General features: G+C 59.5%; 24 protein-coding genes. 17 read left to right on the forward strand and 7 right to left on the reverse strand.

The window, feature by feature from the left end:
• The first annotated feature begins 1 nt into the window (after position 1).
• The 5 genes from ACILSL_RS00395 to ACILSL_RS00415 are packed head-to-tail and all read left to right on the forward strand — an operon-like array spanning position 2 to position 5,344.
• Positions 2 to 1,552 (forward strand): hypothetical protein, encoded by a 1,551-nt coding sequence (locus ACILSL_RS00395; RefSeq protein ID WP_395730007.1) that lies wholly within the window; start codon positions 2 to 4, stop codon positions 1,550 to 1,552.
• Entirely contained in the window at positions 1,545 to 2,651 is a 1,107-nt protein-coding gene (locus ACILSL_RS00400; protein ID WP_395730008.1) for a glycosyltransferase, read from the forward strand. Before ACILSL_RS00395 ends, ACILSL_RS00400 begins: the two co-directional genes overlap by 8 nt.
• A complete protein-coding gene (locus ACILSL_RS00405; protein WP_395730009.1) occupies positions 2,648 to 3,799 on the forward strand; it encodes a glycosyltransferase in 1,152 nt (383 codons plus the stop codon). The genes ACILSL_RS00400 and ACILSL_RS00405 overlap by 4 nt, the downstream gene beginning before the upstream one ends.
• Complete coding sequence (locus ACILSL_RS00410; protein WP_395730010.1) at positions 3,796 to 4,530, forward strand: class I SAM-dependent DNA methyltransferase; 735 nt, start codon at positions 3,796 to 3,798, stop codon at positions 4,528 to 4,530. The genes ACILSL_RS00405 and ACILSL_RS00410 overlap by 4 nt, the downstream gene beginning before the upstream one ends.
• A gap of 4 nt (positions 4,531 to 4,534) precedes the next feature.
• Positions 4,535 to 5,344: an FkbM family methyltransferase gene (locus tag ACILSL_RS00415; RefSeq protein ID WP_395730011.1), complete on the forward strand. Its 810-nt coding sequence runs from the start codon at positions 4,535 to 4,537 to the stop codon at positions 5,342 to 5,344.
• Here ACILSL_RS00415 and ACILSL_RS00420 read toward each other — a convergent pair.
• Positions 5,330 to 6,340 (reverse strand): glycosyltransferase family 9 protein, encoded by a 1,011-nt coding sequence (locus ACILSL_RS00420; RefSeq protein WP_395730012.1) that lies wholly within the window; start codon positions 6,338 to 6,340, stop codon positions 5,330 to 5,332. The genes ACILSL_RS00415 and ACILSL_RS00420 overlap by 15 nt on opposite strands.
• 191 nt (positions 6,341 to 6,531) lie before the next feature.
• Between ACILSL_RS00420 and ACILSL_RS00425 the strand changes: the two genes are divergently transcribed.
• The 7 genes from ACILSL_RS00425 to ACILSL_RS00455 are packed head-to-tail and all read left to right on the forward strand — an operon-like array spanning position 6,532 to position 15,145.
• Positions 6,532 to 7,506, forward strand: coding sequence for an exosortase/archaeosortase family protein (locus tag ACILSL_RS00425; RefSeq protein ID WP_395730013.1), 975 nt, complete (start codon positions 6,532 to 6,534; stop codon positions 7,504 to 7,506).
• Entirely contained in the window at positions 7,503 to 8,216 is a 714-nt protein-coding gene (locus ACILSL_RS00430; RefSeq protein ID WP_395730014.1) for an exosortase-associated EpsI family protein, read from the forward strand. Before ACILSL_RS00425 ends, ACILSL_RS00430 begins: the two co-directional genes overlap by 4 nt.
• Entirely contained in the window at positions 8,213 to 9,013 is an 801-nt protein-coding gene (gene larE, locus ACILSL_RS00435) for an ATP-dependent sacrificial sulfur transferase LarE (RefSeq protein ID WP_395730015.1), read from the forward strand. Before ACILSL_RS00430 ends, larE begins: the two co-directional genes overlap by 4 nt.
• Complete coding sequence (larB, locus tag ACILSL_RS00440) at positions 9,010 to 9,768, forward strand: nickel pincer cofactor biosynthesis protein LarB (protein WP_395730016.1); 759 nt, start codon at positions 9,010 to 9,012, stop codon at positions 9,766 to 9,768. The genes larE and larB overlap by 4 nt, the downstream gene beginning before the upstream one ends.
• A gap of 2 nt (positions 9,769 to 9,770) precedes the next feature.
• Positions 9,771 to 11,135 (forward strand): phenylacetate--CoA ligase family protein, encoded by a 1,365-nt coding sequence (locus ACILSL_RS00445; protein ID WP_395730017.1) that lies wholly within the window; start codon positions 9,771 to 9,773, stop codon positions 11,133 to 11,135.
• A gap of 15 nt (positions 11,136 to 11,150) precedes the next feature.
• Complete coding sequence (locus tag ACILSL_RS00450) at positions 11,151 to 13,313, forward strand: bi-domain-containing oxidoreductase (RefSeq protein WP_395730018.1); 2,163 nt, start codon at positions 11,151 to 11,153, stop codon at positions 13,311 to 13,313.
• 17 nt (positions 13,314 to 13,330) lie between these two features.
• Complete coding sequence (locus tag ACILSL_RS00455; protein ID WP_395730019.1) at positions 13,331 to 15,145, forward strand: alginate lyase family protein; 1,815 nt, start codon at positions 13,331 to 13,333, stop codon at positions 15,143 to 15,145.
• A 65-nt stretch (positions 15,146 to 15,210) separates the two neighbouring features.
• Here the strand turns inward: ACILSL_RS00455 and ACILSL_RS00460 are convergent, their stop codons facing one another.
• The 5 genes from ACILSL_RS00460 to ACILSL_RS00480 form a co-directional block, all read right to left on the reverse strand.
• On the reverse strand, positions 15,211 to 16,839 hold the full coding sequence (locus ACILSL_RS00460) for a peptide ABC transporter substrate-binding protein (protein WP_395730020.1): 1,629 nt from the start codon (positions 16,837 to 16,839) through the stop codon (positions 15,211 to 15,213).
• 111 nt (positions 16,840 to 16,950) lie between these two features.
• Complete coding sequence (locus ACILSL_RS00465) at positions 16,951 to 17,295, reverse strand: hypothetical protein (RefSeq protein ID WP_395730021.1); 345 nt, start codon at positions 17,293 to 17,295, stop codon at positions 16,951 to 16,953.
• Between the two features lie 78 nt (positions 17,296 to 17,373).
• A complete protein-coding gene (locus ACILSL_RS00470) occupies positions 17,374 to 18,243 on the reverse strand; it encodes an ABC transporter permease (protein WP_395730022.1) in 870 nt (289 codons plus the stop codon).
• Positions 18,240 to 19,160 carry an ABC transporter permease gene (locus tag ACILSL_RS00475; RefSeq protein WP_395730023.1) on the reverse strand — a complete coding sequence of 307 codons (921 nt, stop codon included), beginning with the start codon at positions 19,158 to 19,160 and terminating at the stop codon, positions 18,240 to 18,242. Before ACILSL_RS00475 ends, ACILSL_RS00470 begins: the two co-directional genes overlap by 4 nt.
• The gene (locus ACILSL_RS00480; RefSeq protein WP_395730024.1) at positions 19,157 to 19,933 is read right to left on the reverse strand and encodes a creatininase family protein; all 777 of its coding nucleotides are present in this window, start codon (positions 19,931 to 19,933) and stop codon (positions 19,157 to 19,159) included. Before ACILSL_RS00480 ends, ACILSL_RS00475 begins: the two co-directional genes overlap by 4 nt.
• Positions 19,934 to 20,010: 77 nt before the next feature.
• On the opposite strand from ACILSL_RS00480, the gene ACILSL_RS00485 reads away from it, so the two are divergent.
• Genes ACILSL_RS00485 through ACILSL_RS00505 form a run of 5 tightly spaced genes read left to right on the forward strand, consistent with a single transcriptional unit; the run spans position 20,011 to position 23,626 of the window.
• On the forward strand, positions 20,011 to 21,339 hold the full coding sequence (locus ACILSL_RS00485; RefSeq protein WP_395730025.1) for a c-type cytochrome domain-containing protein: 1,329 nt from the start codon (positions 20,011 to 20,013) through the stop codon (positions 21,337 to 21,339).
• A 6-nt stretch (positions 21,340 to 21,345) separates the two neighbouring features.
• Positions 21,346 to 21,699, forward strand: coding sequence for a hypothetical protein (locus ACILSL_RS00490; protein ID WP_395730026.1), 354 nt, complete (start codon positions 21,346 to 21,348; stop codon positions 21,697 to 21,699).
• The gene (locus ACILSL_RS00495; RefSeq protein ID WP_395730027.1) at positions 21,696 to 22,064 is read left to right on the forward strand and encodes a CoA-binding protein; all 369 of its coding nucleotides are present in this window, start codon (positions 21,696 to 21,698) and stop codon (positions 22,062 to 22,064) included. The genes ACILSL_RS00490 and ACILSL_RS00495 overlap by 4 nt, the downstream gene beginning before the upstream one ends.
• Positions 22,065 to 22,106: 42 nt before the next feature.
• Positions 22,107 to 22,301: a hypothetical protein gene (locus ACILSL_RS00500; protein ID WP_395730028.1), complete on the forward strand. Its 195-nt coding sequence runs from the start codon at positions 22,107 to 22,109 to the stop codon at positions 22,299 to 22,301.
• Positions 22,302 to 22,354: 53 nt separating this feature from the next.
• Positions 22,355 to 23,626 carry a deoxyguanosinetriphosphate triphosphohydrolase family protein gene (locus ACILSL_RS00505; protein WP_395730029.1) on the forward strand — a complete coding sequence of 424 codons (1,272 nt, stop codon included), beginning with the start codon at positions 22,355 to 22,357 and terminating at the stop codon, positions 23,624 to 23,626.
• Positions 23,627 to 23,682: 56 nt separating this feature from the next.
• On the opposite strand, the gene ACILSL_RS00510 is transcribed toward ACILSL_RS00505, so the two are convergent.
• The gene (locus ACILSL_RS00510; protein WP_395730030.1) at positions 23,683 to 24,915 is read right to left on the reverse strand and encodes an LL-diaminopimelate aminotransferase; all 1,233 of its coding nucleotides are present in this window, start codon (positions 24,913 to 24,915) and stop codon (positions 23,683 to 23,685) included.
• Positions 24,916 to 24,936 lie beyond the last annotated feature (21 nt).

Below are 24,936 nucleotides of genomic sequence, written 5' to 3' on the forward strand. Positions count from 1 at the left end.
TATGCAAGGCAGGGCTTTCATCATCTTTCTCGGCGGCCTCGGCGCCGTCTATGTCATGCTTTCCGTGCTGCTCGGTGGTGGCAACACCATCGGCGCGCTGGCGCAGTTCCTCTCCATCGGTTCCTGCATCCTCGCAGTGCTCCAGCCTCGGCTGGCTCTTTATCTCATGGTGCTCTATGCGGGTTACAGCGATCTGCTGAAGCGCATGATGGTCTTCGACGGCCATGTCACCATGAATGACATCCTGTGGGTGCGCGCGCTCTGTCCGCTCACGCTGGCCGGCATCTGCATCGGCACCTTGGTTCGGTCACTCCACGACGGCAACCTGCATCACAGGCGCAAGCTCGTGTCACTTCTCGTCTGCATCCTTGGCTTCATCGTTTCCGGTGTCTCTGCTTTGCGCAGTGGCAGTGGCTTCAATGCGGCCGCCACGCAGCTCGCAGACGGCGCGGCCTACATGTTCCTGCTGTTTGTGGTTCCCTGCATCTTTCGCACTCCGGCGCAGATCATTGCCTTCATCAAATACTGCCTCATCGTCTTCATCCCCGTTGCTCTGTATGGCATCAAGCAGCAGATCTTCGGCCTCAGCGACTTCGAAATCGAATACCTGCAGTCCGGTCTCACGGTGCTCTCCAAGCATCTCGATGACGTCCGCCCCCGCCCATTCTCCACCTTGGTGGACAGCTCCCCCTTTGGCACCACTTGCGCAGTCTGCGCCTGCCTGGCGCTTATGGTGCGCCGCCATCATCGCGACACCGGCACTCGGACTTGGGGCGGGATGAGTTTCGTGCTTTTCTCCCTCTTCGTGGTCGCCTGCATCGCCAGCATGGCGCGTATTGCCAATATCAACTGGATGCTGCCCATCCTGCTGCTGCCGGTGCTGCGTAGCGCACGCGGCACCGCAACGCTTTACGCCACCGTGGTCACCATGTTCGTCACCGCCTGCATTTTTGCCCAGGAACTGATCAATGCCGTCACCAAACTCACCCTCTGGGCCCTCGACAATTTTGGCGGCACCGCCATCGGCGTGCAGTTTTCACGCTTCTGGACCATCTGCGATCGTCTCGACGGCATGCATGACATTGCGCACAATCCTCTCATGTGGACCATGTTCGGTTACGGTACCAAAGGTGCGGCCGATTTGCATGAGGCGCACCTGGTTGCCAGCCATGATCTCATATCCAATCTGCTCCTTGAAATTGGCTGGCTGCCGCTTGGTATCCTGCTCGTCATTGCGGCCTTGGCCTTGCATTCGTTTCATCGCAGTGTGCTCGGGCTGCGCGGCACTCCTGTCTTCAGCATCTGCCTCTGGATGGTTGGCATCTTGTTCGGTCTTCTGGTCCACAATATCTTTGCCGGTAATGTCACATCCACCTTCCCGGTGAACTTCTTCTGCTGGTTCATCGCCGGAGCACTGAATGCCTGCATCATCCATCAGGAAGGTCTGCGGGTGAAAAAGCAGCTGCCGGAACAGCCGTCGCACCAGGTGCGGCACCCTTCCTTCGCTCATGCAGCCACGTCACCATTCAACCGAAATCTACCCTATGGCTGATTCGTCACAACTGGTCGTCCTGGCGCCTCACGCGCTGTACGATTACAGCGGCAGGCCGCGCCGCTTTTTGGATGCGGTGCCCATGCCATCCCACGGACGTGCCCTCGTCGGCGCATGGTTCCAGAATGATGAGCAGCTCGAATGCAATTATAGCCGCAAACAGAGCAGTGCGCTCCGCCGCCTTGGCGCTGCCTTCCGCTTTGTCTGGAAGCACTATGGCCCCCTTCGCCGGGCACGCATGATCTACTGCCTCAATGGCATGCACTACACGGTCCTGCTCCTGCTGTCCCGCTGCGGGCTGTTTTCCACCCAAGGAAAAATCATTCGCCGTGTCGCTTACCACGACGCCGCGCTGCAAAGACTCGCCTCCAGCCTGAAAAATGCCTCTCCCGCCTTTCAGATCGACTGCATCACATCCGAGCAGTTCGCCACCACAGCGCGTCAATTGGGCGCCCACCGTGTGATTCTACGTCCATGGAAAATCGACACGGGCTGGTTTCAGCCTCCGGAAGATGTGCCAAAAACCCGCATCTTGCTGCCTGGCAACATCAGCCGTGACGAATCCATCGTTGCCCCGCTCCTGCATGGCGGTCTTTCCATCACACGCATGGCTCGTATTCCGTCTTTGCTCCCCCGCTTTGCCGACGAAATTGCCAATCCGCGTTTCGAGCTCGTCATGAACGCTTCGCATCGTGAATACCTGGAGCATTTGCATGCCGCTCCCGTGGTGCTTCTCCCCATTGTGCCCTGTGATAACCCAGCGGGACTCACCGCCGCGATGGAAGCCATCTCCGCCGGAGTTCCTGTGCTCGCCAATCACAGCATGGGCCTCACCGAACTCTTTTCAGAGTGCCGTTATCCCGTGCCGATGCTCCACAATCTTGATCCCGATGCCTGGGCTCGGGCCTGTCATCTAATCGAAGACCAGCGCGACTCCCCCGATTTCCTGGCCGCTCTGGAACACTCACGTCAGCTGCTTCTCAAGCGCCACAGCATCCTGCCTGCAGGTGAAGACTGGGAACAAATTTTCGCCGAGGCATCTATCGCTGATTCTTCCATCTCTGAAGCCGCTTTCGGCGCAGCCTCATCCCCTGCATGAGACCCGGCCTCCTGCTCATCGGCCACACCTACGCCGCGCTCGAAAACCGCAAGAAGATTCAGGCTCTCGCCGCGCATTTCGACCTCGTCTGTGTCACCTCCACCATTGAGCAGCACCTGGTCCTTGGACGCCCCTCATCCGATTTCGACAACGACTCTGACGCCGCCACTCGCAACTACCAGCTCATCCGCCTGCCGCGCTCGGGTCGAACCAGCACCACCTTTCACTACGCCGGTCTTGCCGCCGTCATGCGGTCGCGTCCGTTCGATGTGGTACTCGTTGAAAATGAACCCTGGGCCCGCGTCTGCCTGCAGGCACGATTTCTAAAATCCTTCTTCCAAGCTCACGCCTTGTTTGGTGAGTTCACCTGGGAAAACGTCGAACGCCCCGGCTGGAAGGGATTCATGCTCGCTCCCATCTATCGGGCCATGACCGCCACGACCGACTTCATCATCGCTGGCAATCAGGCTGCGTCTCAGCTCGTGCAGAAGCATGGCGCGCGTGCAGACGAAGTTCTCGTCGCTCCGCAGCTCGGAGTCGATCTCGACAATCATCAGCCGGCTACAGCAGCCGAACGCACGGCTCTGCGTCAGGCCTGCGGACTGCCTGCAGACGCTTTCATCATCGGCTACTGCGGCCGGCTGACGGAAGAAAAAGGCCTCCACGAATTGCTCCAGGCCTGTGATTCCTTGCAGAACGTTCATCTCGCCATCCTCGGTTCCGGCAGGCTCGAATCATGGCTCAAGGAGCAGCAGCAAACCCGGCCATGGCTGCAGCTGCTGCCGCCACGTCCGCATTTTGAAATCCCTGCTTTCCTTCGCTGCTTGAATGTCTTTGTGCTCGCCAGCAAACCGGTGCGCACCATGCAGCTCTGCTGGGAGGAGCAGTTCGGCCACGTCCTCATTGAAGCCATGGCCTGCGGCGTTGCCACCCTCGGTTCCAGCAGCGGTGCCATCCCCGAAGTCATCGGTCACGAAGCAGCTGTTTTTCCTCATGGCGATGCCACGGTGCTTGCCGCTCGCATCCGTGCCGTGATGAATGATTCCACCCTCGCCCAGAGCCAGCTTGATCGTACCCGCAGGCTCTACACCCATGATGCCGTCGCTGCACAGTGGGCCGCCTTCATCCAGCACCAGCTTGCCGCATGAGCAACTATCGGGACATCCTCTACAGCAACTACTCCGCCTCATTCGAAGGCCAAAAGGCGCTCGATGCCAGCATGCAGCATGATCAATACGAGGCGACCTACACTCATCTGCCTTCGGATCGCAGTTCCAGCATCGTCGATCTCGGCTGTGGCAAAGGCGAGTGGATCGCCTGGATTTCATCCAAAGGTTTCCCCCTGCTCACCGGTGTTGATCTCTCGCCTTCCGACCTCGCCATCGCCCGGAAAAACGACCCCGGCCGCAAGTGGGTCGAGGAAAACGTCATCACCTTCCTCGAGTCACACACCGCTGCGTTTGATCTCCTGCATGCGAAGGACATCATCGAGCACTTCACCAAAGACGAGTTCATCCGCTTCCTGAGCGCCGCCAGAAACGCGCTCAAGCCCGGCGGGAAATTGTGGATGATCACCTTCAATGCACAGAGCCCCATGTCGTCCGTCACACGCTACGGTGACTTCACGCATGAGACCGGCCACACGCCCAGCAGCCTGGCTCAATGCCTCCGGGCCTGCGGCTTTGCTGAGGTCCGCGTCTCCGGCTTGCATTACTGCTCATCCAGCCTCGGCGGCCGGTTGCGCGCCATGTTCGGCTCCTTGGTTTACGGCTTCTGCCGCGTAATTATCCAGCTTCGCCATGGCAAAGGTCCTCAAACTCCTGGAATTGACCGCATGACGGCCAGTCCAGATCTCTTTGTCGAGGCGGTGAAAGCCTGATCGCATGTATCAAAGGCTCTCCAACGCCCTCTGCGGCCTGCGTGCCATCACCCATTTCGACCGGGTGTTCTTCACGCTCTGCCAGCGCCTGCTGGGCCGGCGGCTAGGCTGGACGATCTATGCAAAGGGACGGCTTAAGTTCCTGGTGGATCATCTTGCCGGTGATCAAAACGGCACCCGCGACTGCATCGCTGGCCCGATGTATCGGGAGCTGTTCAAGGAAATGCAGCTGCCACGGCAGCTGCGACTGCTGGATCTCGGTGCCAATGGCGGCGGCTTCCCGTTGCTTTGCCTCGATCTCGGCTTCGAATTCTCCGCCCTCACCTGCGTCGAGGTCAATCCCTTCACTCATTCCAGGCTTTCTCTCAATATCAGGCAAAACATCGGGATTCGGCCAAAGATCCTAAACATCGCCATTGGCGGTCATCCGCGTGAACTCACGCTTTCATTTCCATCAGGTGGCACCGGCTTTTCCATCTATGGCGCGAAGGATCTAGCCACGAGTGAGGATGCAATCATTGAGGTGCTAACTCTGGATGAAATCATGCATCGCGGCTTTGGCGACGGAGCCGTGGATCTCTGCAAGATGGACGTCGAAGGCGCTGAGTACGAAGTCTTGCTCGGTGATTCCGCCGGGAGCCTGCGGCGAGTTCACTATCTGGTCATCGAGATTCACGCGGCGGAGTCTGCCAAGCAGGACGCACTCCTCAGAAAACTCAAGACCCAGGGTTTTGAACGCATTAAAACCTCAACTTCCTGCGATGACGTTCATCTGTTCGCCAATCGTCAATGGACGGACTCAAGCCGCAGCTAGTCGCGTTTCGATTCTCCGATGCACCTCGTCCACGCTCCAGCGATCCATGCAGGCCATCGGCCGCTCTTTGTTCTGGCAGGCATTCACCGGGTGCGAAAGCTGGTCGCACGGCTGGCAGGCCAGTTTGGGATCACGCAGAATGTCAAAGCCATCCGTATGCCAGGGCGGATCCCAGTTGGCAGTCGAAGGACCGTTGAAGATCGTTCCAGGAACCCCGAGTGCCGAGGCGATGTTCATCGGCCCCGAATTGTTGCCGATGAAGTACTTCGCACCCGCCAGCACGCGCACCAGTTCATCCAGAGATCCAGGTTTCACCCTGTGCACCTGCGGCTTCAGCAAGTCCTCCCCAGCTTCACCCTGTTCAAACCACGTCACCGCATGCTTGGCAGACAGCCGGTTCGCCAGCTCAATGCCGCGTTCCAGCGGCCAGCGCTTGTAGGCGCGGCTCGCACCGGCATGCATCACCACCGAGCCATGTCCTTCTCGGTCAAAAGCGCTCAAGTCAGGTGCAGGCATTTGTTCTGGCAAAGCGGGCAGCTTCAGATGACTCATCAGCGCCTGGGCGATGCGCCAGTTATGGAGCGCCACATGTTCCTGACCTTCCGAAGGAAGGCGGAGATTCAGGAGCGCATTCAGCTTCACCCGTTCGGACAACGGCCCGACTACCGCACGGGCGCCGCTGAACCTTGCGAGGAAGTGCGCCACACTTCCCTGATCACTGCCGAGCAGGCATGCGTCAGGCCTGATGCTGCGAATATCCCGCCAAAAATGCCACAGGCGCGTGGGATGCCGCCATGCACCGTTGAATTCCGCCGTCTCATAAGAGATGACTTCCACTTCAGGGCAGCAGACTTCATAAAGCCTCGCCGCCGTCGGACTCGTCAGCAACACAACGCGCCATTCCGGATGCGCGGCCACAAGCGCCTGCACAACGGGCAGGTACACGACGTTGTCGCCGAGCTGGTTCACTTTGAAAATGAGAAGCGTCTTGAGCATTGAATGTTTTGACAGACTTGTTTCCTTGAATCCTACCCCATGGCCCATCATAGCATCTACGAGGATTCTACCATCGCACTGCTGACTTTTGCCTTCAATGAAATTCAAGGATGGAAGGGGCGGTTAAAGAAATTACTCATCATGCCGGACGTTGACGATTCTTTTCGCGGTTCCTCACTCAAGCAATCATCATGAGCGGTTTGCGCACATCATCATGGCTCGTGCTGGCGCTGCTGGCGGCCAGTGGCTTGCTCCTGATTGCCATTCAGCCCTACGCGGCCGGTTACGGCCATTTCCGCCGGACGATCCTCTCCGAACTGCTCATGCAGTGGAAGGACCCTACCTGGCAGCACGGCGCGCTTCTGCCTCTTATTGTCGGCTTTCTGCTCTGGCGGCGCCAAAATGAAATGGCTCTGCTTCCAGTCTCCTCGAGTCGCTGGGGTATGGCGCTGATCCTCTTCGCATTGCTCCTCTACTTTGCCGGATTTCGAGCCAACAATTTCTACTGCGGCTACCTGGGCATCATGACCTTGATTGCAGGCGCATCGCTGTGGCTGGAAGGCGCTCAGCGCAGCCGGGGAAGGTTGTTCGCCTGGCTGATGCTCGGCCTCATGTGGCCGCTGCCTTTTTTGGAGGAGAGCATCGGCTACCAGATGCGGCTTCTCATGGTGAAGACCACAGGCTTTGTCCTCAATGCCGTCGGTGTCGATTCTCTCGTCTCAGGCACCGCTCTGCAATCCATGCCCAACATCGAGTTGAGCCGCAAGGCGGGCGACTTGTTCAGTGTGGGCATCGCCGCGCCATGCTCAGGCATGCGCTCTTTGTTTGCGCTGCTCGTCGTCGGTGCGTTGTTCAGCTATTTCCGCCAGCGTGTCATGTGGCGCAGGCTTGCGCTGTTCAGCATGATTCTGCCCATCGCCATCGTGGCAAACATGGCGCGCATTCTCGTCTTGATCTTCACGGCCATGGTCTTCGGTCAGCAGTGGGCCATTGGCGATGCTGAGAAGGAGGTGTCCGCCTTCCACGAATTCACCGGCATCGTGGTCTTCCTCGTGGCTCTTCTGCTGCTGCAGTTTGCTTCCTGGTTGTTGGATCGCTCGTGCGGTGGACCGGGCTTTAAAAACTCGCACACCGTCTCACGTCAGGTGGTGGCTCCTGTCTTATGATCGCCCGAGCCTTCATTCTCCTGCTGCTCTGCGGCATGACGGTGCTGCTCTGCCAGTTTTCGCCCCAGCCCAAAGGCGGGGAGGCCGCAGGCGTGCTGGAGGAGCTGCCCATGGTGGCGGGTGGTTTTGTCGGCGAAAGCGAAGATCCCAGCGCTAGGGAGCGTGATCTGCTCCCCGCAGACACGATCATCAAAAAACGCAAGTATCACACACCCGGCAGATCCATCGAAACTCGCGATGTGGCCCATGCCTCACTCGTCATCGCTGGCAATGACACTCGCAGCATTCATCGCCCCGAAGTCTGTCTCGATGGCCAGGGCTGGACGATCACGAGTTCAACTGTTCGCGAGGTGAAGCTCATCTCGGGCGCTGTTCTTCGCGTTCGCGACCTGGCCATCCAGCGTGAAGAACTCAGGCCGGACCGGTCCAAGCTGCTGCTGCGTGCGCATTATGTTTACTGGTTCGTTGGCAGTGACATCAGCACACCCAGCAATCTGGAGCGTCAGTTGCTCAGCTTGAGAGACAGCGTGCTGCGCAATGTGAACCACCGTTGGGCCTACCCCTCTGTCATGGCCTTCGTCACGGACAATCTCACGCCGCAGCAAAGCGGCGAACGTCGTCGTGACGATGCTGAAACGGTGAAGATGATTCTCTCTCTCATTCACAGTCTCGCTCCGAAATTCCAGAAAGACCTGATGAAATCCTTATGATTGAAAAACTCACATCTCAGCTCCAGCCCCTGGGGCGCGTGGCCGTCGCGTATTCCGGTGGCGTGGACAGCACGCTCGTGTTGAAGGCGTCGCTGGATGCCTTGGGCGCTGCAAATGTCATCGCGCTTCTCGCCGTCTCCCCCAGCCTGCCACAAAGCGAAAAGGATGAAGCAGTTGCACTGGCTCACCAGCTCGGTGCCCGTCTCGAACTGCTGCCCACCGCAGAAGTCAACGATCCTGCCTATCAGGCGAATGCGCCCAATCGCTGCTACTTCTGCAAAGACCATGTCTATCGCGCCCTGCGTCAGTTCGCAGAGCTGCATGACATCGACCACGTCCTTGATGGCATGAATGCCGAGGACACGCTGGACGTACGCCCCGGTCGCGCCGCTGCTCGTGAACTTCAAATCCTCAGTCCGTTGCACGACCTTGGTTTCAGCAAAAAAGACGTGCGCCATTTCGCCAAGGCCCTCGGTTTGCCAAACTGGGACAAGCCCGCTGCCGCCTGCCTCGCCTCTCGTGTGCCGTATGGCACGAGCGTCACACCGAAACTGCTTTCGCAGATTGAGCGCGCTGAGGCCGCGCTGTTTGACCTCGGTTTCCGTGAACTCCGCCTGCGACATCATGGGGATGTCGCACGCCTTGAAGTGCCTGAGGCCGATCTGCTGCGTGCCTTGCAGCAGCGTGAGGCCATCACCACGGCTCTGCGTGCCACCGGTTACACCTACATCACCCTTGACCTCGCCGGGTTGCGCTCCGGCAGCATGAACGAAGTGCTCAAAGCCCGCTCCGCATGAACGAATCGAAACTGGCAGACCTTCTTGCCCAAGTCAGCGCAGGCACACTGTTGCCCGAGCATGCACTGGAAAGTCTGCGCACCCTTCCGTTTGCCGAATCAGGCCAGGTGCTTGCCGACACGCATCGCATGATCCGCCAGGGTTTTCCAGAAGCCGTGTATGCCGAAGGGAAAACGCTCACCCAAACCACGGATGCTCTCACCGCTCTCGTCGCTGCTCATGGGGGGGCTCTCGCCACCCGGGTGACTGCCGAAGCCGCCGCGTCACTGCTGCAGCATTTTCCCACCGGCAGCTATGACAGCGTTTCACGCCTGTATCGCATCGGACAGATGAACGGCACCTTTTCCTCCGCACCTGTGGCCGTGGTGTGTGCCGGCACCTCCGATCTGCCGGTTGCCGAAGAAGCTGCGCAGACCTTGGAGTTCGCGGGGGCACAGGTGAACCGCATCACCGATGTAGGTGTCGCAGGTCTCCATCGCCTGCTCGCACGCCTCGATGAACTGCGTGCCGCCAGTGTTGTCATCGCCATCGCAGGCATGGAAGGCGCGTTGCCCAGCGTCCTCGGCGGGCTTGTCGCTGCTCCGGTGATCGCAGTTCCCACCAGCGTCGGTTATGGTGCCAATCTCCATGGCATCTCCGCCCTTCTCAGCATGCTCAATTCCTGCGCCAGCGGCCTCACCGTCGTGAACATCGACAACGGTTTTGGGGCCGCTGTTGCTGCACTGCGCATTCTGAACATGCAGCCGAAGGCTTGATCATGTCTCTCGAAGACGCCCTTTATCCGCTGCTCAAACTCTATGAGGCAGCTCCTCAGCCCGTGAAGTCGCTGGCAGGCCGGGCGTATCGGGCGATCCCGTCCTCCCTGCGCTACGGCCCGGCCTACACTCGATTTCAAAACGAAGCGCGCGAGGTCGAGACGTGGGATGCTGAGACCATCCGGCTCTATCAGATCAAGGCACTGCGAGATTCGTTGATGGCCGCGGCGAAAGCGCCGTTTTATGCAGGGCGATTTGCCGCCAGTGGCGTTGATCCAGCGAAGTTCGAAACGCTGGAGCAGCTCGCCAATTATCCACTGCTCACAAAGCAGGATGTAATTTTGCAGCGTGAACAGATGGTCAATCCAGAGTTCGACGCGAAGCAACGGCTTTACATCACCACAGGCGGATCAAGCGGCGTGCCCGTCGGATTTTATCTGCACAAAGGCGTGAGCCGTCCAAAGGAGCAGGCCTACCTGGAAGCGCAGTGGTCACGACGCGGTTATCGCATCGGAGACCGCGTGGCCGTCATTCGCGGGAGCGTCACCTCAAGCAAGGCCGGTGGTGACATCAGTTATTTCGACGCCACGCGAAACTGGCTCATTCTCTCCTCCTATCATCTCACGCTGGAACGCCTTCCCGAATATGTGGCCGCATTAAACCGTTTCCGTCCGCAGCACCTGCACGCCTATCCCAGCGCAGCCCTCATGCTGGCACGCGGACTGGAGCAGACAGGCGTGAAGCTCAATTTCGAACCCACCTCCCTTCTTTGCGGCTCCGAAAAGCTCAGCGCAGAATCGCAGCAGTATCTGGAGCACTTTTTCAAAGCGCCCGTGTTTCACTGGTACGGACACAGCGAACGCGTCGTCCTCGCCGCGCAGACCCGAACTTCCAATCATCTGCATTTCTGGCCCACCTACGGTTTCGTCGAATTCGGTGAGCCCGATGCCGAAGGAAACCGTGAAATCATCGGCACCTCCTTTCACAATCACGTCATGCCGCTCATCCGGTATCGCACAGGCGACTATGCGAAAATCACGAATGGCGAGGTTTCGGAAATCGTTGGCCGCGACTACGAGTTTCTCGTCAGCGCCACCGGACGTCGCATTTCTCTCACCGCCATCAACATGCACGACCGCATCTTCGAGGGGTTGCTCGCAGTGCAGTTCTTCCAGGAACATGAAGGCATCGTGGAATGCCGCTTTCAACCGGGGCCCCAATGGCAAAGCAACCGCGAACCCGCCATGCTGGCAGGTCTGCTGAAAAAACTGGGGGATGACTTCACACTCACCTTGCGGCAGGTGCCGGAGGTGGAGAAAACCAGCGCTGGCAAGCACAAGTGGCTGGTGAGCAGGATGAAACAGTGATTTGAACACCCATTGATGAAACAACTCGCCCAATATCAAGACGGACGCCTCGAACTGCAGGACGTTCCTGTCCCCGTGCCGCCGCCGGGAGGCATCTTGGTGCAGACGACATGCTCGGTGATCTCCCCAGGCACGGAGCGCATGAAGGTGGAGCAGGCGCGCATGTCGCTGCTTCAAAAGGCCAAGGCACGTCCGGATCAGGTCAAAAAAGTGCTCGATACGGCAAAGACCCTGGGCTGGAAATCCGCCCTGCAAAAGGTGCGCAACCGTCTCGAATCGCCAACCCCTCTGGGCTACTCGGCGGCGGGAATCGTGGTGGCGGTGGATGAACTGAACTCACGTTTCCATGTGGGGGATCGTGTGGCCTGCGGTGGTGCGGAATGTGCGTTTCATGCAGAGATGATCGCAGTGCCGGATCTGCTCGCCTCACCCATTCCCGCAGGCGTGGAAGACTGGCAGGCAGCTTACACAACTCTGGCGTCGATCTCCATGGAAGCCGTGCGCCAGAGCGGAGCGCGGCTTGGTGAGCGTGTGCTCGTGCTAGGGCAGGGGCTCGTTGGCCTGCTGGCGACGAGTCTGCTGAAGGCTTCCGGGGCACGCGTGATGGGAGCAGACTTTGTCGATGCCCGTCTGCAAACCTCCCTCGCCATGGGCGCGGAGCGCGTGGTGAACCCCACGCAATCGAAGCTCGAAGATGAAGTGCGCGCATGGACAGGCGGCCACGGCGTGGACGCAGTCTTGCTTTGTGTCGGCGGCAAAGGCCGCGACGCAGCGGACACTGCCATCTCATGCCTGCGTGATCGCGGTGTGATGGTGATCGTGGGCATCTACGATGCGGAACTGTCGTGGAAGACCGCCTACATGAAGGACATCCAGGTGCGTTACTCTCGCAGCTATGGACCGGGCCGCTACGATCCGCAGTATGAGTGGGGCGGGCAGGATTATCCCATCGGGCATGTGCGCTGGACGGAGAACCGCAACTTTGAGGCCTGCCTCGAATTGATGCGTACGGGGCAGTTGGATTTGAAACCGGTAACAACGCGGCGGGTTCCATTCGCTCAGGTCACAGATGTTTATGATTCACTCGTTACGGAGGTGGGCATCGTGGTGGAATACGACGCGGAGACTCGCGTAAGCGTTCTGGAGTGCGCCAGCCCTCTGGCGCTTTCGAATGATCCATCGCCTGCGGAAAGCTTCAGAGGACTGGCGCACTCTAAAACGCTGTCGCGCCTGCCATGCTCCAGATTGGATGTCATCGGCGCAGGCAATTTCGCACGCACGATGCTGCTTCCTCACGTGAAGGAAAAAATCACCCTCGGCACAATCGTGAATGCCACGGGTCTTTCAGCACGTCATGTGAAGGAGAAGTTCGGGTTTGCTCAGGCGGAGACAGACGCCGCGAAAGTGTTCGATCATGAAGCAGCCGCCGTAATGATCGGCACCCGCCACCATCTGCATGCACCGCTGCTGCTGAAAGCTCTGCAGGCCGGGAAGCAGGTGTTCGTGGAAAAGCCGCTCTGTTTGACGCGTGAGGAACTGGCTCAAATCGACGCGGCCATGTCCGAATCCAAAGGCAGTGTGATGGTCGGCTTCAACCGACGCTTCGCTCCTGCCACGGCGGCAATGATGGAAGTGCTGAAGACGGTCTCCGGTCCAAAGGCATTGTCATTTCATGTCAATGCAGGCGTCCTCGCGCCGGATCACTGGTATGCGAATGTCGCCGAAAGCGGCGGGCGTGTGCTGGGAGAAGCCTGCCACTTCTTTGACTTTGCCTGCCACGTCCTAGGCAAGCCGGTGAAAGTCACCGCACAGACGGTGGGCCGCCCCCTGGTGCCGGATTCAGTGACGGCACAAATCGAGTTCGCGGACGGATCGTCGGCTCAGGTAATTTACTCCGCCGAAGGTGACTCGGCCTTTCCGAAGGAAACGTTTCGTGTGTTCGCCAGCGGCGTGGTGTGTGAGTGCGAGAACTTCATGAAGCTGTCGATTTTCAAGCAGCGCAAAGAGACTGTGAAAAAATTCGCCTCAAAAGGGCACGCGGAAGAGATCGCGGCATGGCTGAACTTCTTGAAGGGGGGGGCGGCTCATCCGCTGCCTTATCCTGAGGCGCGCCAAAGCACGCGGCTGACTTTCGCAGTGCTGGACTCGATTCGTGAAGGACGAAGCATAGATCTGTGATGGGCCTGGGCTGGTACATGCAGCGGCTGCGCGCGATGAGTGTGAGCGAGATCGGTCGCCGCTTGGCTGAGCGCCTGGGACGGCGAAGCGAAATTGCGAGCCTTCGTCGCATCGCTCGCGGCCCATGGGACGGTACATTCACCGATGTTCCCAAGCTGCCATGGCCTGACCATGCCCCGCCTGAACTGCGCAAACAGCTGGCCCTCGACGCTGAAAAGTTGATGCGCGGCGAATGGGACCTGTTTGGCTGGAAGAGCGTCGAGGTGGGGGCACCTCCCTGCTGGCACCGGGATGCAACGCTGGGCGTCGTGATTGATCCAGGCGTCCCCTCACGAAAGCTGAATCATCGCAGCCTGGAGCATGGCGCAGATGCACGCGCCATCTGGGAGATCAATCGCTGGAGCGAAATGACGCGCATGGCCATGCACAGCGCACTGAATGGCGATGTGCATTCGATCCGCGTCTCCCAGCTCTGGTTGGAAGATTGGTGCGATCGCAATCCGCCGGGACATGGCATCAACTGGACAAGTCCTCTGGAAGCAGGCCTGCGGCTGATGAACTTCTGCTGGTTCGATGCTCTGGTGCGTGGCTGCAACGATCTCGAACTGGCCCGCAGGCAGAATGAACTGACCGCACGCATCGTTCCCACGCATGCATGGTGGATCTGGCAGCGCCGTTCGTTCGGTTCCTCAGCAAACAACCATCTCATTGGTGAACTAAGTGCACTGGTGCTGGCGATTGCGCGCTGGCCCGCGCTGGCCCGTATGATCCGTCCCGCACAACAGGTGACGAAGCTGCTGGAGCACGAAATTCTGCGGCAGTTCGCCGCCGATGGTGGAAACAAAGAGCAGGCTTTGCACTATCACCTCTTTGCATGGGAAATGGGCTGGCATGCAGGCATGGCGGCCGATGGATTTAAACGGGAAGTTATTGAACGGCTGACCCTGGCGGCACAGTACTTCGTGGATGTCGTTGAAGCACCCGAGTGCTGGGATTTTGGCGATTCCGATGACGCGCAGGTGCTTCCCCTGCCGCTCAAGCGCAGCAATGCAGCCGCAGAGTTTCGCGGCTGGTTTCTCAATGAAGCAGACGGCGCCGTGCTGCGTTTCTGGATGGGTGAACCACCCCAAGGCGTTAAAGCAGGCGTGCGCAGCAAATGGCTCATCCATGAGCACAGCGGCCAGGCAGTCTGGCGTGATGCGCGTTGGACTGTCAGAGCAGATGCCTCCCCCCTCGGCCTGGGCAGCATGGCGGCTCATGGCCATCTCGATGCACTGCATGTGTCGCTCTGGTTCGTGCAGCACGCACTCGTCATTGATCCCGGCACGGGCGCTTATTACAGCAATCCGGCATTGCGTGCGCGGCTGGCGTCATGGGAGGCTCACAATGGACCCGTGCCGGCCGCTGGCCGCTCCTCGCCCCAGCGCATGGGGGCATTTTTATGGGCCAGACCTCACGACAAACCGGGACTCGAAGTCAGCGGTGACATCTGCGTGATGAGCTTGGTCTGTGAAGGGATTCGAACCCGGCGCGCGGTGCATGTGACTCAGGATTATGTTGAGATCTGCGATGATGTCGGCCTTGCTGCCTCGCATGTGGTGACGTGGCAGCTCGCACCCGGCTGGCATGTCGTGCAGGATCGTGAAAACAGCTTCGTCTGCCATCATGCGGAATCCATTCCGGTGCACGCCACGTTGAATGGCGATGCCATTGAGCAATGGGAAATCTTGGAGCGCGAGGCTTCGCCACACTTTCGTGAACTGGTGACGACCCAGGCCGTGAAGATCACCTTCCGCGGCAGGCTGAAGACGATCTGGCACAAGTCAGACTGAGTGTTCCTTCACATTAAAACAAGCACAAGGCGCGGGAGATGATCCCGCGCCTTTTTGTTTTCTGCTCACGGTCTCAATTCCACCGCCTTGTAGCAACGGTGTTGAAGCAAAGATGGCAGCAGGCCCTTGACCTCGGGGCGCATCAGATACGAATGCGTGTACCAATAAATCGGCAGCATCGGGGCTTCATTGAGCATGAGGGTTTCGGCCTCGCTGAGAATTTGCAGACGCTTGGTGACATCACCTTCCTGAAAACTTTGATGGATGAGTTCATCGTAGCGTTTGCTGCTCCAGCCGGTGTTGTTGTTGCCGTCCCCGGTCTGCCAGATGGCGAGGAAGGTCGAAGGGTCGAGATAGTCCCCCACCCAGCCAAAGCGGGCGATTTGATAGTCCAGCTTGCGCTGCGATTCGATGTACACACCCCAGTCCTGGTTCAGCACGCCCGCAGGAATGTGGAGATGCTCCTTCCACATTGCCTGCACGGCTTCGGCCAGCGCGCGATGGGACTCGCTCGTATTGATGAGAATGTCGAAGGGAGGGAATCCTTTTCCCTCTGGAAACCCCGCCTCGGCCAGCAGTCGCCGTGCTTCCGCGGGATCAAAGCGCATGATGTTGGGCACGTGGTAGTCAGGGTTGCAGCCTGGAGGAGTCAGGCCTGTGGCCGGCTGCTGTCCCGCACGAAGAATGTTCCGCGTGATGCTCTCACGGTCGATGGCCAGAGCCAGCGCACGCCGCACCAGCGGATTGTCGAAGGGCTTCTTCGTGGTGTTGCAGCGGTACATGTAAACGCTGAGCAGCGGATCGTTGTGATAATAGGGTGACTTGCTCTCGCGATACGCAGGGATCTTGGACAGCGGCACCGTCAGCGTCACGTGGAGCTGCCCGTCGTTGAAGGCGCGCTCTTCGGTGGTGTCACTGGAGATGGGCAGGAACACGATGCCGTTGAGTTTGACTGTGGCCGCATCCCAATAATGCGGGTTGCGTTCAACTTCGAGGGCCTGATTGACCTCCCAGCTTTTGAGTTTGAAGGGACCGTTGCTGACCATGTTTGCAGGGCGCGTCCAGCGCGTGTTGCGGTCTGTCATCTTGCCAAATTTTTCGATGACATGCTTCGGCAGGGGGAACCACGCGTAATGTTTGATCATGCTGAGCAGATAGGGCGCGGGCCCTTTCAGCGTGATCTGCAGAGTCAGCGGATCAAGCGCCTTCACCCCGACCTGGGAGAAGTCCTTGATCTTGCCGGTGTGGTATTCCTCGGCGTTGAGCATGGGGTAGAGCATGTTCGCGTAATCAGCGCCCAGCTTCGCAGTCAGTAGGCGCTGGTAGGAGTAAACGAAATCAGCGGCGGTCAGCGGAGTCCCATCGCTCCACTTGCCCTGAGGCTGGAGCTTGAAAGTCCAGACGGTGAAGTTCTCAGCGCTCCATGAAGCGGCGGCTCCAGGTGCATCCCCATCAGGATTATCTGGTGCTGGAGCGACGAGGCCTTCAAAGAGCGAATGAAAAATCATATGCTCCGGCTGACCGCTGGCAAGATGGGGATCAAGCGTGGCTGGCTCGCTGCCGTTGCCTGCCAGGAGAATGCCGGCACGGTTGGCCACCTCGACACGCGTGGGCCGGTGGGTGCGGAAGTGATGGAACCACGCAATGCCTCCAATGAAGGCCATGAGAATGAGAGCACGATAAATCCAGCGCATGCCCAAACATGACACGAGGCACCTCATTCGTGCAACAAGGCATCAAAAAAACGGCCCCGCCGTGCACTGGCGGGGCCGCGTGAGGCAGCAATCAATCAGGTTTCCACGCTACTACCTGCGGAAACCATGATGATGGCTGAAACCGTGGTGGTGGCCATAGCCGGGATTGCACCCGGGGTTGTAGCCACCAAAGCCAAAGCTGATGCTGGGCTGCACAACGATGGGGCGCGGCACAGCACCATACCCGTAGCCAGCCTGCGCTCCCTGCGTCACCCACTGACCGATGGGGCGGCCGTAGCCATCATATCCGACGATCTGGTAAACGGCCACGATGGGGGTGCCACAGGAGGTGTAGCCTACGACCCGGGTCTGGCCCTGGCATTCAGCTTTGGCATTGGAGGGTGCTGCAAAACCAAAAACTGCGGCTGCAGCGAGGACGGAGAAGAGTGTTTTCATTGGAGAGTGGAATTTGTATCCGCACTCTCTGACGTGACTGCCCCAAGACTATTCAGCCCGGATGAAATATTTTTTCAGTCACTGCTGCGACATCGATTTGGGATCAAACGCATCACGCAGTCCGTCCCCCAGAAGATTGAGCGCTAGCAGCGTGATGGAAAAAAACATGCCGGGGTAGAGCAGCAGCCACGGATAGCTCTCCATGGATCGGGCCCCCTCCTGGATCAGCACGCCCCAGCTTGCATCTGGTGGCTGAATGCCAAGCCCGAGGAAGCTCAGCGCAGCCTCCAGCAGCATCACACCAGGCACGGTGAGACTGGCGTAGATGATGATCGGCCCCAGTACATTCGGTAGCAGGTGGCGCCAGACAATGTGCCAGAAGCCTGCCCCACTGGCCCGTGCCGCAATGATGAACTCCAGATTCTTCAGCGCCAGCACCTGCCCACGTACAACGCGGGCCATCGTGAGCCATTCCACCGCACCGATGGCCACAAAGATCAGCCAGAACTCACGCCCGACGATGGCCATGAGCAGGATGACGAAATTGATGAAGGGAAACGCATACAGGATGTCCACGAGGCGCATCATCGCCGCGTCCGTGCGTCCACCGGCAAGGCCCGAGACCATGCCATAAAAAACACCAATGATCGCCGCCACCGCTGTGGCCAGCAAACCCACCTCCAAGGACACTCGCCCCCCATGCAGAATGCGCGTGAGCATGTCCCGTCCTAGCGGGTCCGTGCCCAGCCAGTGCGCCATGTTGGGATTCGTGGCTTTCAGCTCCAGATTCTGCAGTGACTGATCATAAGGCGACAGCTCAGGGCCAATGCCACACATGAGCACCAGTACGGCGAGGAACCCCAGGGCCCACGCATTCATGCGGTTCCGCATCAGCCGCCGCCACGCGGCTCGCATCGGTGAAAGGCTCTGGTTCGTTCCGCTGCTCATGCGTGGAGTCGGATGCGCGGGTTAAGGACTGCCTGAATGATGTCCACCAGCAGATTGAAGCTGACGATCAATGCGGCGTAGAAAGCTGAAATCGCTATCGCCAGTTCATCATCATGATTGAATGACGCCGCGATGAAAAATTGACCAAGGCCGGGCAGTTGAAACACCGTCTCCACGATAAACGAACCCGTGAGCAATCCCGCAGCGGCAGGGCCGAGAAAATTGAGCACCGGCAGGCTGGCCAGCTTCATCGCATGAAAAAAGACCACCGAGCTTTCACTCGCGCCTTTCGCACGGGCGGTGCGGATAAACTCCTGGGCAAGTGTTTCGCGCAGGCTGCCGCGCGTGAGCCGCGCAATGTAGGCGCTGTAGATGATTCCCAGCGTCAGCGCGGGCAGCACCCAGTCCGATGAATCAAACCATCCGGACGCATTGAACCAGCGCAGCTTCAGGCCGAACAGCATCGCCAGAAGCGGCCCCAGCACCATGCTGGGGGTGCAGATGCCGAGCGTCGCTGCAAATGTGCTGCTGCGGTCTTCCAGCGTGTTGGGCCGCAGCGCCGCAAAAGCACCCAGGGGCACCCCGATGCTCAGGGCAATAAGCAGCGCTGCCCCACCCACCGTTGCAGACACAGGAAAGCCGGAGGCAATAATCTCATCCACACCTCTTCCCTGGAAGGTTTTGGATTCCCGAAAAGTGAACGTCGCGTAATGAGTGTAATATCTCCAGAGCTGAACATAGACCGGCTTGTCCAGGCCGTAGTAACTGATCTTGGCCTGCAACGCCTCAGGTGTGGAGGCGCGTTCCGATTGAAACGGTCCGGTCGGTGAAAGCTTGAGCAGCCCAAACGTGATGGTGATCACCGCGAAGATCACGATGATTCCCTGCACGATGCGGCTGACAATGAAGCGGATCATTTCGATTTCTCGTACAGATCGCTGATGTCAGCGGCGGCGAGTTCAATCAGATAAGTCGCGATCTTGGCCCCGAGCGCCTCAAAGTAGCGCCGGCCTTTTTCCGCCGTGCTGTGCTGCGGATCGCCGGAGCCGGTGTCGTTCGTGGCCTTGCTCCAGGCTCGTTGCGCCCAGGCCCACTTGTCATTGATGGCCTTCAGCTTCCACCGGTTGTCGGTGCCCGGCCCCCACTCTTCTTTTGGCAGCACCAGATGCGGATGGAAGTGCATCATGAGGCTGGTTTCACGTTCGTCAGCGTGGTCTCCCACGATGTCGAAAATGTCATCACCCTTCACCGCATTGAACCAGGACACCGTGGAGAGAAACATCTTCGGGTGCTTCGCCTGCAGCTCACGCAGCATCTGCCGAAAGTCATTGCCACCATGCCCGTTGAGGATCACGAATTTCATCACGCCCACGCCTTCGAGGCTGCTGATGACATCTTCGAGCACCATCATCTGCGTGGTCGGATTCATGTTGATGCAGAAGGGGACGTCAAGCTGCCCCGTCTGCACCCCGAAGGGCACGGTCGGCAGGATGGCCACCTTGGCTCCCGCCTCCCACGCCATGCGCCCCGCCTCGGCGGCGATGGCGTCGTTTTGCAGCGAATCCGTCGCGTAGGGCAGGTGCCAGTTGTGCGCCTCCGTGGCGCCCCAGGGCAGCACCGCGGCTTCATAGCGCGTGGCTTTGACGTTTTTCCAGTTTGTTTCGGCAATGATCCAAGGTCTCGGGCTCATGGCTCGCATGTAAAAGAGGCAAACGAGGGATGCAACGTCCGACAAACTCGGCCACAAGGAACGTTTCTCTCCGCCCCATGCTTCGCACGCTGCTTTTTCTCACCCTGCCAGCCTTTGCCTCCGCTGCCGAGATTTCATTCTCCCGGCAGATCGCTCCTGTTTTGATTGATCAATGCGTGGAGTGCCATCGCGCTGGCAAGGCCAAGGGCAGCTACCGTCTGGACACCGTCGAACTCATGCTCAAGCCCGGCGACAGCGGGTCTGCGCCCGTCGTGGCGGGCAAGCCGGACGAAAGCGAGCTCTACCGTCTCATCGCCACCCATGACGAAGACGATCGCATGCCCAAGAAGGCCGATGCCCTCCCCGCAAAGGAAACACAGCTCATTCGCGAGTGGATCGCCACCGGCGCAAAGCTTGACGTCGCCGACAAAAAGGCGGCCCTGCGCGCCATCGTTCCTGAGCAGGAAAAACCTCACGCACCTGAGAAGTACCCACGTCCGCTCCCAGTCACTGCTCTCGCCCTGAAGCCCGCCGGGAGCATCCTCGCCTGCAGCGGCTATTTTGAAACAACCCTCTGGGATGTGGCATCGGGCAAACTCACGGCGCGCATCGAGGGCATGCCTGAGCGCATCCTCGCACTGGCCTGGGTCACCGAAAATCAACTCGCCGTCGCTGGCGGCGTTCCAGGGCGCTCGGGTGAGGTGTGGCTAGTGAATCCCTCGCAGCCAAAAGAGCGCAGGCGTCTGGTGAGCGCGCGCGACTGCGTGCTGGCCATGGTGACCAGTCCGGATGGCAAACTGCTCGCCTGTGGCGGTGCCGACAATCAAGTGCGCTGTTTCGAGCTTCCCTCCGGCAAGCTGAAGTGGCAGGCAGAGCCGCACGCAGACTGGATCATGGGCATGGCCTTCTCTCCCGACAGCCAGCACATCGCCACCGCCAGCCGCGATCGCACGGCCAAGCGCATTGACGCTGCTAAGGGAGAAATCGAGGCCACCTTCACCAGCCATGACTGCGCGGTTCTCAGCGTGGCCTTCTCCCCAGACAGCAAGGAAATCATCAGTGGCGATGTGGAGGGCAGTATCCGCCGCTGGGACCGTAATGGCGACGCTAAAAAAGACAGCACCCTCAAGCCGGGCGGTCGCACCGAAATGCTGGCATTGGCCTTTCTGGATGCCGGCACACCCCTGGCCGCCATGGGCGGCGGTGCGGTGGTTTCCATGGATGCCAAAGCCCGCAAAACGAAGGACAAGATCACGCTGTATGGAGATCGTGTGAATGTACTGCTGCTGCAGCGCATCGACAAACTCACCCGCATCATCACCGGCTGCCATGACGGCACGGTCCGCATCAATGAACTCGGAAAGGCGGAGCCGGTGTTGCAATTCCTGGCCTCTCCGGGATGGTAGATCCCCATGTTTGAATCACGCACTGATCCTCTTGCCTCGCGCTTGGTTTTTATCCAGCGGGTGATCAAGTATGCCGCCATAGCCTTGTTCGTCATCGGTGTGGCGCTGGGCATCGGCATCCTGGGCTATCATTACATCGCCAGATTCAGCTGGATCGACAGCCTGCTGAACGCCTCGATGATCCTGGGCGGCATGGGCCCCAGGGGAGATCTGCCGTCGGATGCCGCCAAGGTCTTCGCATCTTTCTACGCCCTCTTCAGCGGCCTGGTGTTCATTTCGCTTGTGGGCATTGTGTTCGCACCTGCGGCACATCGTGCCCTGCATCATTTCCATCTCGATGAGGAGGATCAAAAACCATGAGCAAGGAACGCGTCGTTATCATCGGTGCCAGCAACAACCCCGAACGCTACAGCCATCGCGCCCTGTTGCTGCTGCGAAAATACGGGCATGAAGTTGTTCCCGTCCACCCCAAGCTGGCGGAAATCGAGGGCATCCCCGTGGTGGCCGATATGAGCTTGATCTCAGGCTTAGTGGATACCGTGACGATGTATGTCGGCGCAGCCATCTCCTCCGGATTGCAGGACAAGCTGATCGCGCTCAGGCCGCGCCGCGTAATCTTCAATCCTGGCGCAGAAAATGCACCGCTGGCTGGCGCGTTGCAAAAAGCCGGAATCGCCTGCGAAGAAGCCTGCACCCTGGTGCTGCTGAATACGGGGCAGTTTTGAACGCGGCTCCTCGCATGGGAGTCTCAGTCATCAATCAACCCCATGTTAGAGATCCAGAAATATCGAATCTACGAACGCAGCCGCCTGCGGGCCAAGGGCGTGACCGATGACGAGATCGAAAAAGCTCAGCATCTGCCCTTCAAGCCTGCCTTCGTCGGAGGCAAACGACGCCCAAGAGATGCGGACGACGGCAGCCAGGTTCCCCCGGAGCAGTTCGCCTTCCGCAGGGAACGCTGAAGCAGCGGCCTTGCCCGCCCGCCATGACCTGCTAGCATCGCGGTACCCACCGCATGCCCGCGAACCGCTTCTACAATTCCTTCGACTTCGAAACCCTCGATTCACGCCCTGCTCACGCCGGGGAGTATCGCAGCCCGTTCCAGATCGACCGCGATCGCATCATCCACAGCAGCGCTTTCCGCCGCCTGCAAAACAAGACCCAGGTCTTCCTGTCCGGTGAGTATGATTTCTACCGCACCCGCCTCACGCACAGCATCGAGGTCGCGCAGATCGGCCGCAGCATCTGCGGCTGGCTCACCCAGCAGAGCCAGTGTCTGGATGATGAGTGCTTCATTGACTCCGATCTCGTCGAAAGCGCCTGCCTCAGCCACGACCTCGGCCACCCTCCCTTTGGCCATGCCGGGGAGCGCACCCTCCACCACCTCATGGCCCCCTACGGCGGCTTTGAGGGGAATGCGCAGACCCTCCGCATCCTGACGCAGACGCTCTTCAGCGAAGGCCGCAGTGGCATGAACCCCACTCGTGCTCTGCTGGATGGCGTGCTGAAATACAAAACCCTGCAAACCGAGACCCCGCAGGCGAAGCACCACTACCTTTATGACGAGCAGGAGCGCTGGCTGGACTTCACCCTCGGCGGCCAGCCTTTTCCCTTGGAACTCACCCCCGGCAAAGAGCGCAACAGCTTCCGCAGCATCGAATGCCAGATCATGGACTGGGCGGATGACACCGCCTACTCGCTCAATGACATCGCCGACGGCATCCATGCCGGGTTCATCAACGTTCAGCGGATGGAGCGTTGGGCGGGGGATCAGCAGCTTTCCGAGGCCGATCAGACCGATCTTGAGTTCCTCTGCAAAGCTGTCCGCGAAAACCGCGTCGAAGGCCGCCTGAACCGCCTGATCGGCGAATGCATCCGCGCCACGAAACTGGTGCCAGCCGCCAATTTCCTCAGCCAGAGCACGAAGCGGTATCAGTTCGCGCTGGAGATCGATCCCGTCATGCGTCGCCGGGCGGACCTCCACAAAAAGATCGCCCTCGAACTCGTCTTCCTCAGCCCCCAGCTCCAGCAGCTCGATCACAAGGCCGACTTCATCCTCACCCGCGTCTTTGGCGTGCTCAGGGAACGCTACATTGACACCCTGCAGCCCAAAGGCCTGCACCTGATGCCTGCCGCCATCGAAAAGGACATCCAGGCCGCAGCCGATGCTCCGGCCCGTGCACGGCTGGTGTGCGACTGGATCGCCAACATGACCGACCACTTCGCCTTCCGCACCTACCGCCGTCTCTTCGACGCCGACTTCGGCTCCATCACGGATTTTGTATAAAAAATAGGGCGAGCTCCTCAGCTCGCCCCACTCAGGAATATATCTGGAATCTTGGACTACAGCTTCGCAATCCGTCGGCACACTTCCTCCACATTCGCGCGGCTGTTGAACGCGCTGATGCGGAAATAGCCTTCGCCGGCGCTGCCGAAGCCGCTGCCAGGGGTGATCACCACATTCGCCTCATTCAGCATCTTGTCGAACATCTGCCAGCTTGTCAGTCCGTTCGGGCAGCCTACCCAGACGTAAGGCGCATTGACGCCGCCAAACACCTGCAGCCCAGCCTTTTTGCAGGCATCGACCAGCAGCGCGGCATTTCCCATGTAGTGTTCGATCAGCGCCTTCACCTGTGCCTTGCCTTCGGCTGAGTAGATCGCCTCCGCACCGCGTTGGACGATGTAGCTCGTGCCGTTGAACTTCGTGCTGTGGCGGCGGCTCCACAGCGGATGGATCGCCTGCTTGCCGCCTGCCTTGGTCTTGCCCATCAGCCCCTTCGGAATGATCACCACCCCGCAGCGCACGCCGGTAAATCCGCCGTTCTTCGAGAAGCTGCGGAACTCGATGGCGCAGTCACGCGCACCTTCAATTTCATAGATCGAGCGCGGCAGCTCCGGGTCACGGATGAAGGCCTCGTAGGCGGCGTCGTACAGGATCGTCGTGCCGTTGGCCAGGGCGTATTTCACCCAGGCTTCAAGCTGCGCACGCGTGGCCACCGCACCCGTCGGATTGTTCGGGTAGCACAGGTAGGCCAGATCCACCGGCTCATTGGGGATCTCGGGCACAAAGCCGTTGGCAGGCGTGCATTTCAGGTAGTGCAGTCCCGCGTAGGCGCCGCTTTCATCGGCATCGCCCGTGTTGCCAGCCATGACGTTGGTGTCCACATACACCGGGTACACCGGGTCGGTGATCGCGATCTTGTTTCCGGCGCCAAAGATGTCCAGGATGTTGCCGGTGTCACACTTGCTGCCGTCGGAGATGAAAATCTCATCGGCCTCCACCTGGATGCCACGGGCCTTGAAGTCGTGCTCCGCGATGGCGTTGCGCAGGAAATCGTAGCCCTGCTCCGGGCCGTAGCCGCGGAAGGTCGCACGGTCGCCCATTTCATCCACTGCCTTGTGCATCGCCGTGCGCACGGCCTCGGGCAGCGCTTCGGTCACATCGCCGATCCCGCAGCGGATCAGGCGCTTGGCCGCTTCAGTGTTGCCCTCCGTGAACACCTTCACGCGACGCGCGATTTCAGGGAAGAGGTAACCGGCTTTGAGCTTGTTGTAGTTTTCGTTGATGTAGGCCATGGCGGGAAAGGAGGGGGAAAA

The sequence above is a fragment of the Prosthecobacter sp. genome (genome assembly GCF_044222345.1).
GTDB lineage: Bacteria > Verrucomicrobiota > Verrucomicrobiia > Verrucomicrobiales > Verrucomicrobiaceae > Prosthecobacter.

What these genes read in the sequence shown, in the direction of transcription:
- ACILSL_RS00395 (WP_395730007.1), top strand. Translation starts at nt 2, where the DNA reads ATGCAAGGCAGGGCTTTCATCATCTTTCTCGGCGGCCTCGGCGCCGTC.
- ACILSL_RS00400 (WP_395730008.1), top strand. Translation starts at nt 1,545, where the DNA reads ATGGCTGATTCGTCACAACTGGTCGTCCTGGCGCCTCACGCGCTGTAC.
- ACILSL_RS00405 (WP_395730009.1), top strand. Translation starts at nt 2,648, where the DNA reads ATGAGACCCGGCCTCCTGCTCATCGGCCACACCTACGCCGCGCTCGAA.
- ACILSL_RS00410 (WP_395730010.1), top strand. Translation starts at nt 3,796, where the DNA reads ATGAGCAACTATCGGGACATCCTCTACAGCAACTACTCCGCCTCATTC.
- ACILSL_RS00415 (WP_395730011.1), top strand. Translation starts at nt 4,535, where the DNA reads ATGTATCAAAGGCTCTCCAACGCCCTCTGCGGCCTGCGTGCCATCACC.
- ACILSL_RS00420 (WP_395730012.1), bottom strand. Translation starts at nt 6,340, where the DNA reads ATGCTCAAGACGCTTCTCATTTTCAAAGTGAACCAGCTCGGCGACAAC.
- ACILSL_RS00425 (WP_395730013.1), top strand. Translation starts at nt 6,532, where the DNA reads ATGAGCGGTTTGCGCACATCATCATGGCTCGTGCTGGCGCTGCTGGCG.
- ACILSL_RS00430 (WP_395730014.1), top strand. Translation starts at nt 7,503, where the DNA reads ATGATCGCCCGAGCCTTCATTCTCCTGCTGCTCTGCGGCATGACGGTG.
- larE (WP_395730015.1), top strand. Translation starts at nt 8,213, where the DNA reads ATGATTGAAAAACTCACATCTCAGCTCCAGCCCCTGGGGCGCGTGGCC.
- larB (WP_395730016.1), top strand. Translation starts at nt 9,010, where the DNA reads ATGAACGAATCGAAACTGGCAGACCTTCTTGCCCAAGTCAGCGCAGGC.
- ACILSL_RS00445 (WP_395730017.1), top strand. Translation starts at nt 9,771, where the DNA reads ATGTCTCTCGAAGACGCCCTTTATCCGCTGCTCAAACTCTATGAGGCA.
- ACILSL_RS00450 (WP_395730018.1), top strand. Translation starts at nt 11,151, where the DNA reads ATGAAACAACTCGCCCAATATCAAGACGGACGCCTCGAACTGCAGGAC.
- ACILSL_RS00455 (WP_395730019.1), top strand. Translation starts at nt 13,331, where the DNA reads ATGCAGCGGCTGCGCGCGATGAGTGTGAGCGAGATCGGTCGCCGCTTG.
- ACILSL_RS00460 (WP_395730020.1), bottom strand. Translation starts at nt 16,839, where the DNA reads ATGCGCTGGATTTATCGTGCTCTCATTCTCATGGCCTTCATTGGAGGC.
- ACILSL_RS00465 (WP_395730021.1), bottom strand. Translation starts at nt 17,295, where the DNA reads ATGAAAACACTCTTCTCCGTCCTCGCTGCAGCCGCAGTTTTTGGTTTT.
- ACILSL_RS00470 (WP_395730022.1), bottom strand. Translation starts at nt 18,243, where the DNA reads ATGAGCAGCGGAACGAACCAGAGCCTTTCACCGATGCGAGCCGCGTGG.
- ACILSL_RS00475 (WP_395730023.1), bottom strand. Translation starts at nt 19,160, where the DNA reads ATGATCCGCTTCATTGTCAGCCGCATCGTGCAGGGAATCATCGTGATC.
- ACILSL_RS00480 (WP_395730024.1), bottom strand. Translation starts at nt 19,933, where the DNA reads ATGAGCCCGAGACCTTGGATCATTGCCGAAACAAACTGGAAAAACGTC.
- ACILSL_RS00485 (WP_395730025.1), top strand. Translation starts at nt 20,011, where the DNA reads ATGCTTCGCACGCTGCTTTTTCTCACCCTGCCAGCCTTTGCCTCCGCT.
- ACILSL_RS00490 (WP_395730026.1), top strand. Translation starts at nt 21,346, where the DNA reads ATGTTTGAATCACGCACTGATCCTCTTGCCTCGCGCTTGGTTTTTATC.
- ACILSL_RS00495 (WP_395730027.1), top strand. Translation starts at nt 21,696, where the DNA reads ATGAGCAAGGAACGCGTCGTTATCATCGGTGCCAGCAACAACCCCGAA.
- ACILSL_RS00500 (WP_395730028.1), top strand. Translation starts at nt 22,107, where the DNA reads ATGTTAGAGATCCAGAAATATCGAATCTACGAACGCAGCCGCCTGCGG.
- ACILSL_RS00505 (WP_395730029.1), top strand. Translation starts at nt 22,355, where the DNA reads ATGCCCGCGAACCGCTTCTACAATTCCTTCGACTTCGAAACCCTCGAT.
- ACILSL_RS00510 (WP_395730030.1), bottom strand. Translation starts at nt 24,915, where the DNA reads ATGGCCTACATCAACGAAAACTACAACAAGCTCAAAGCCGGTTACCTC.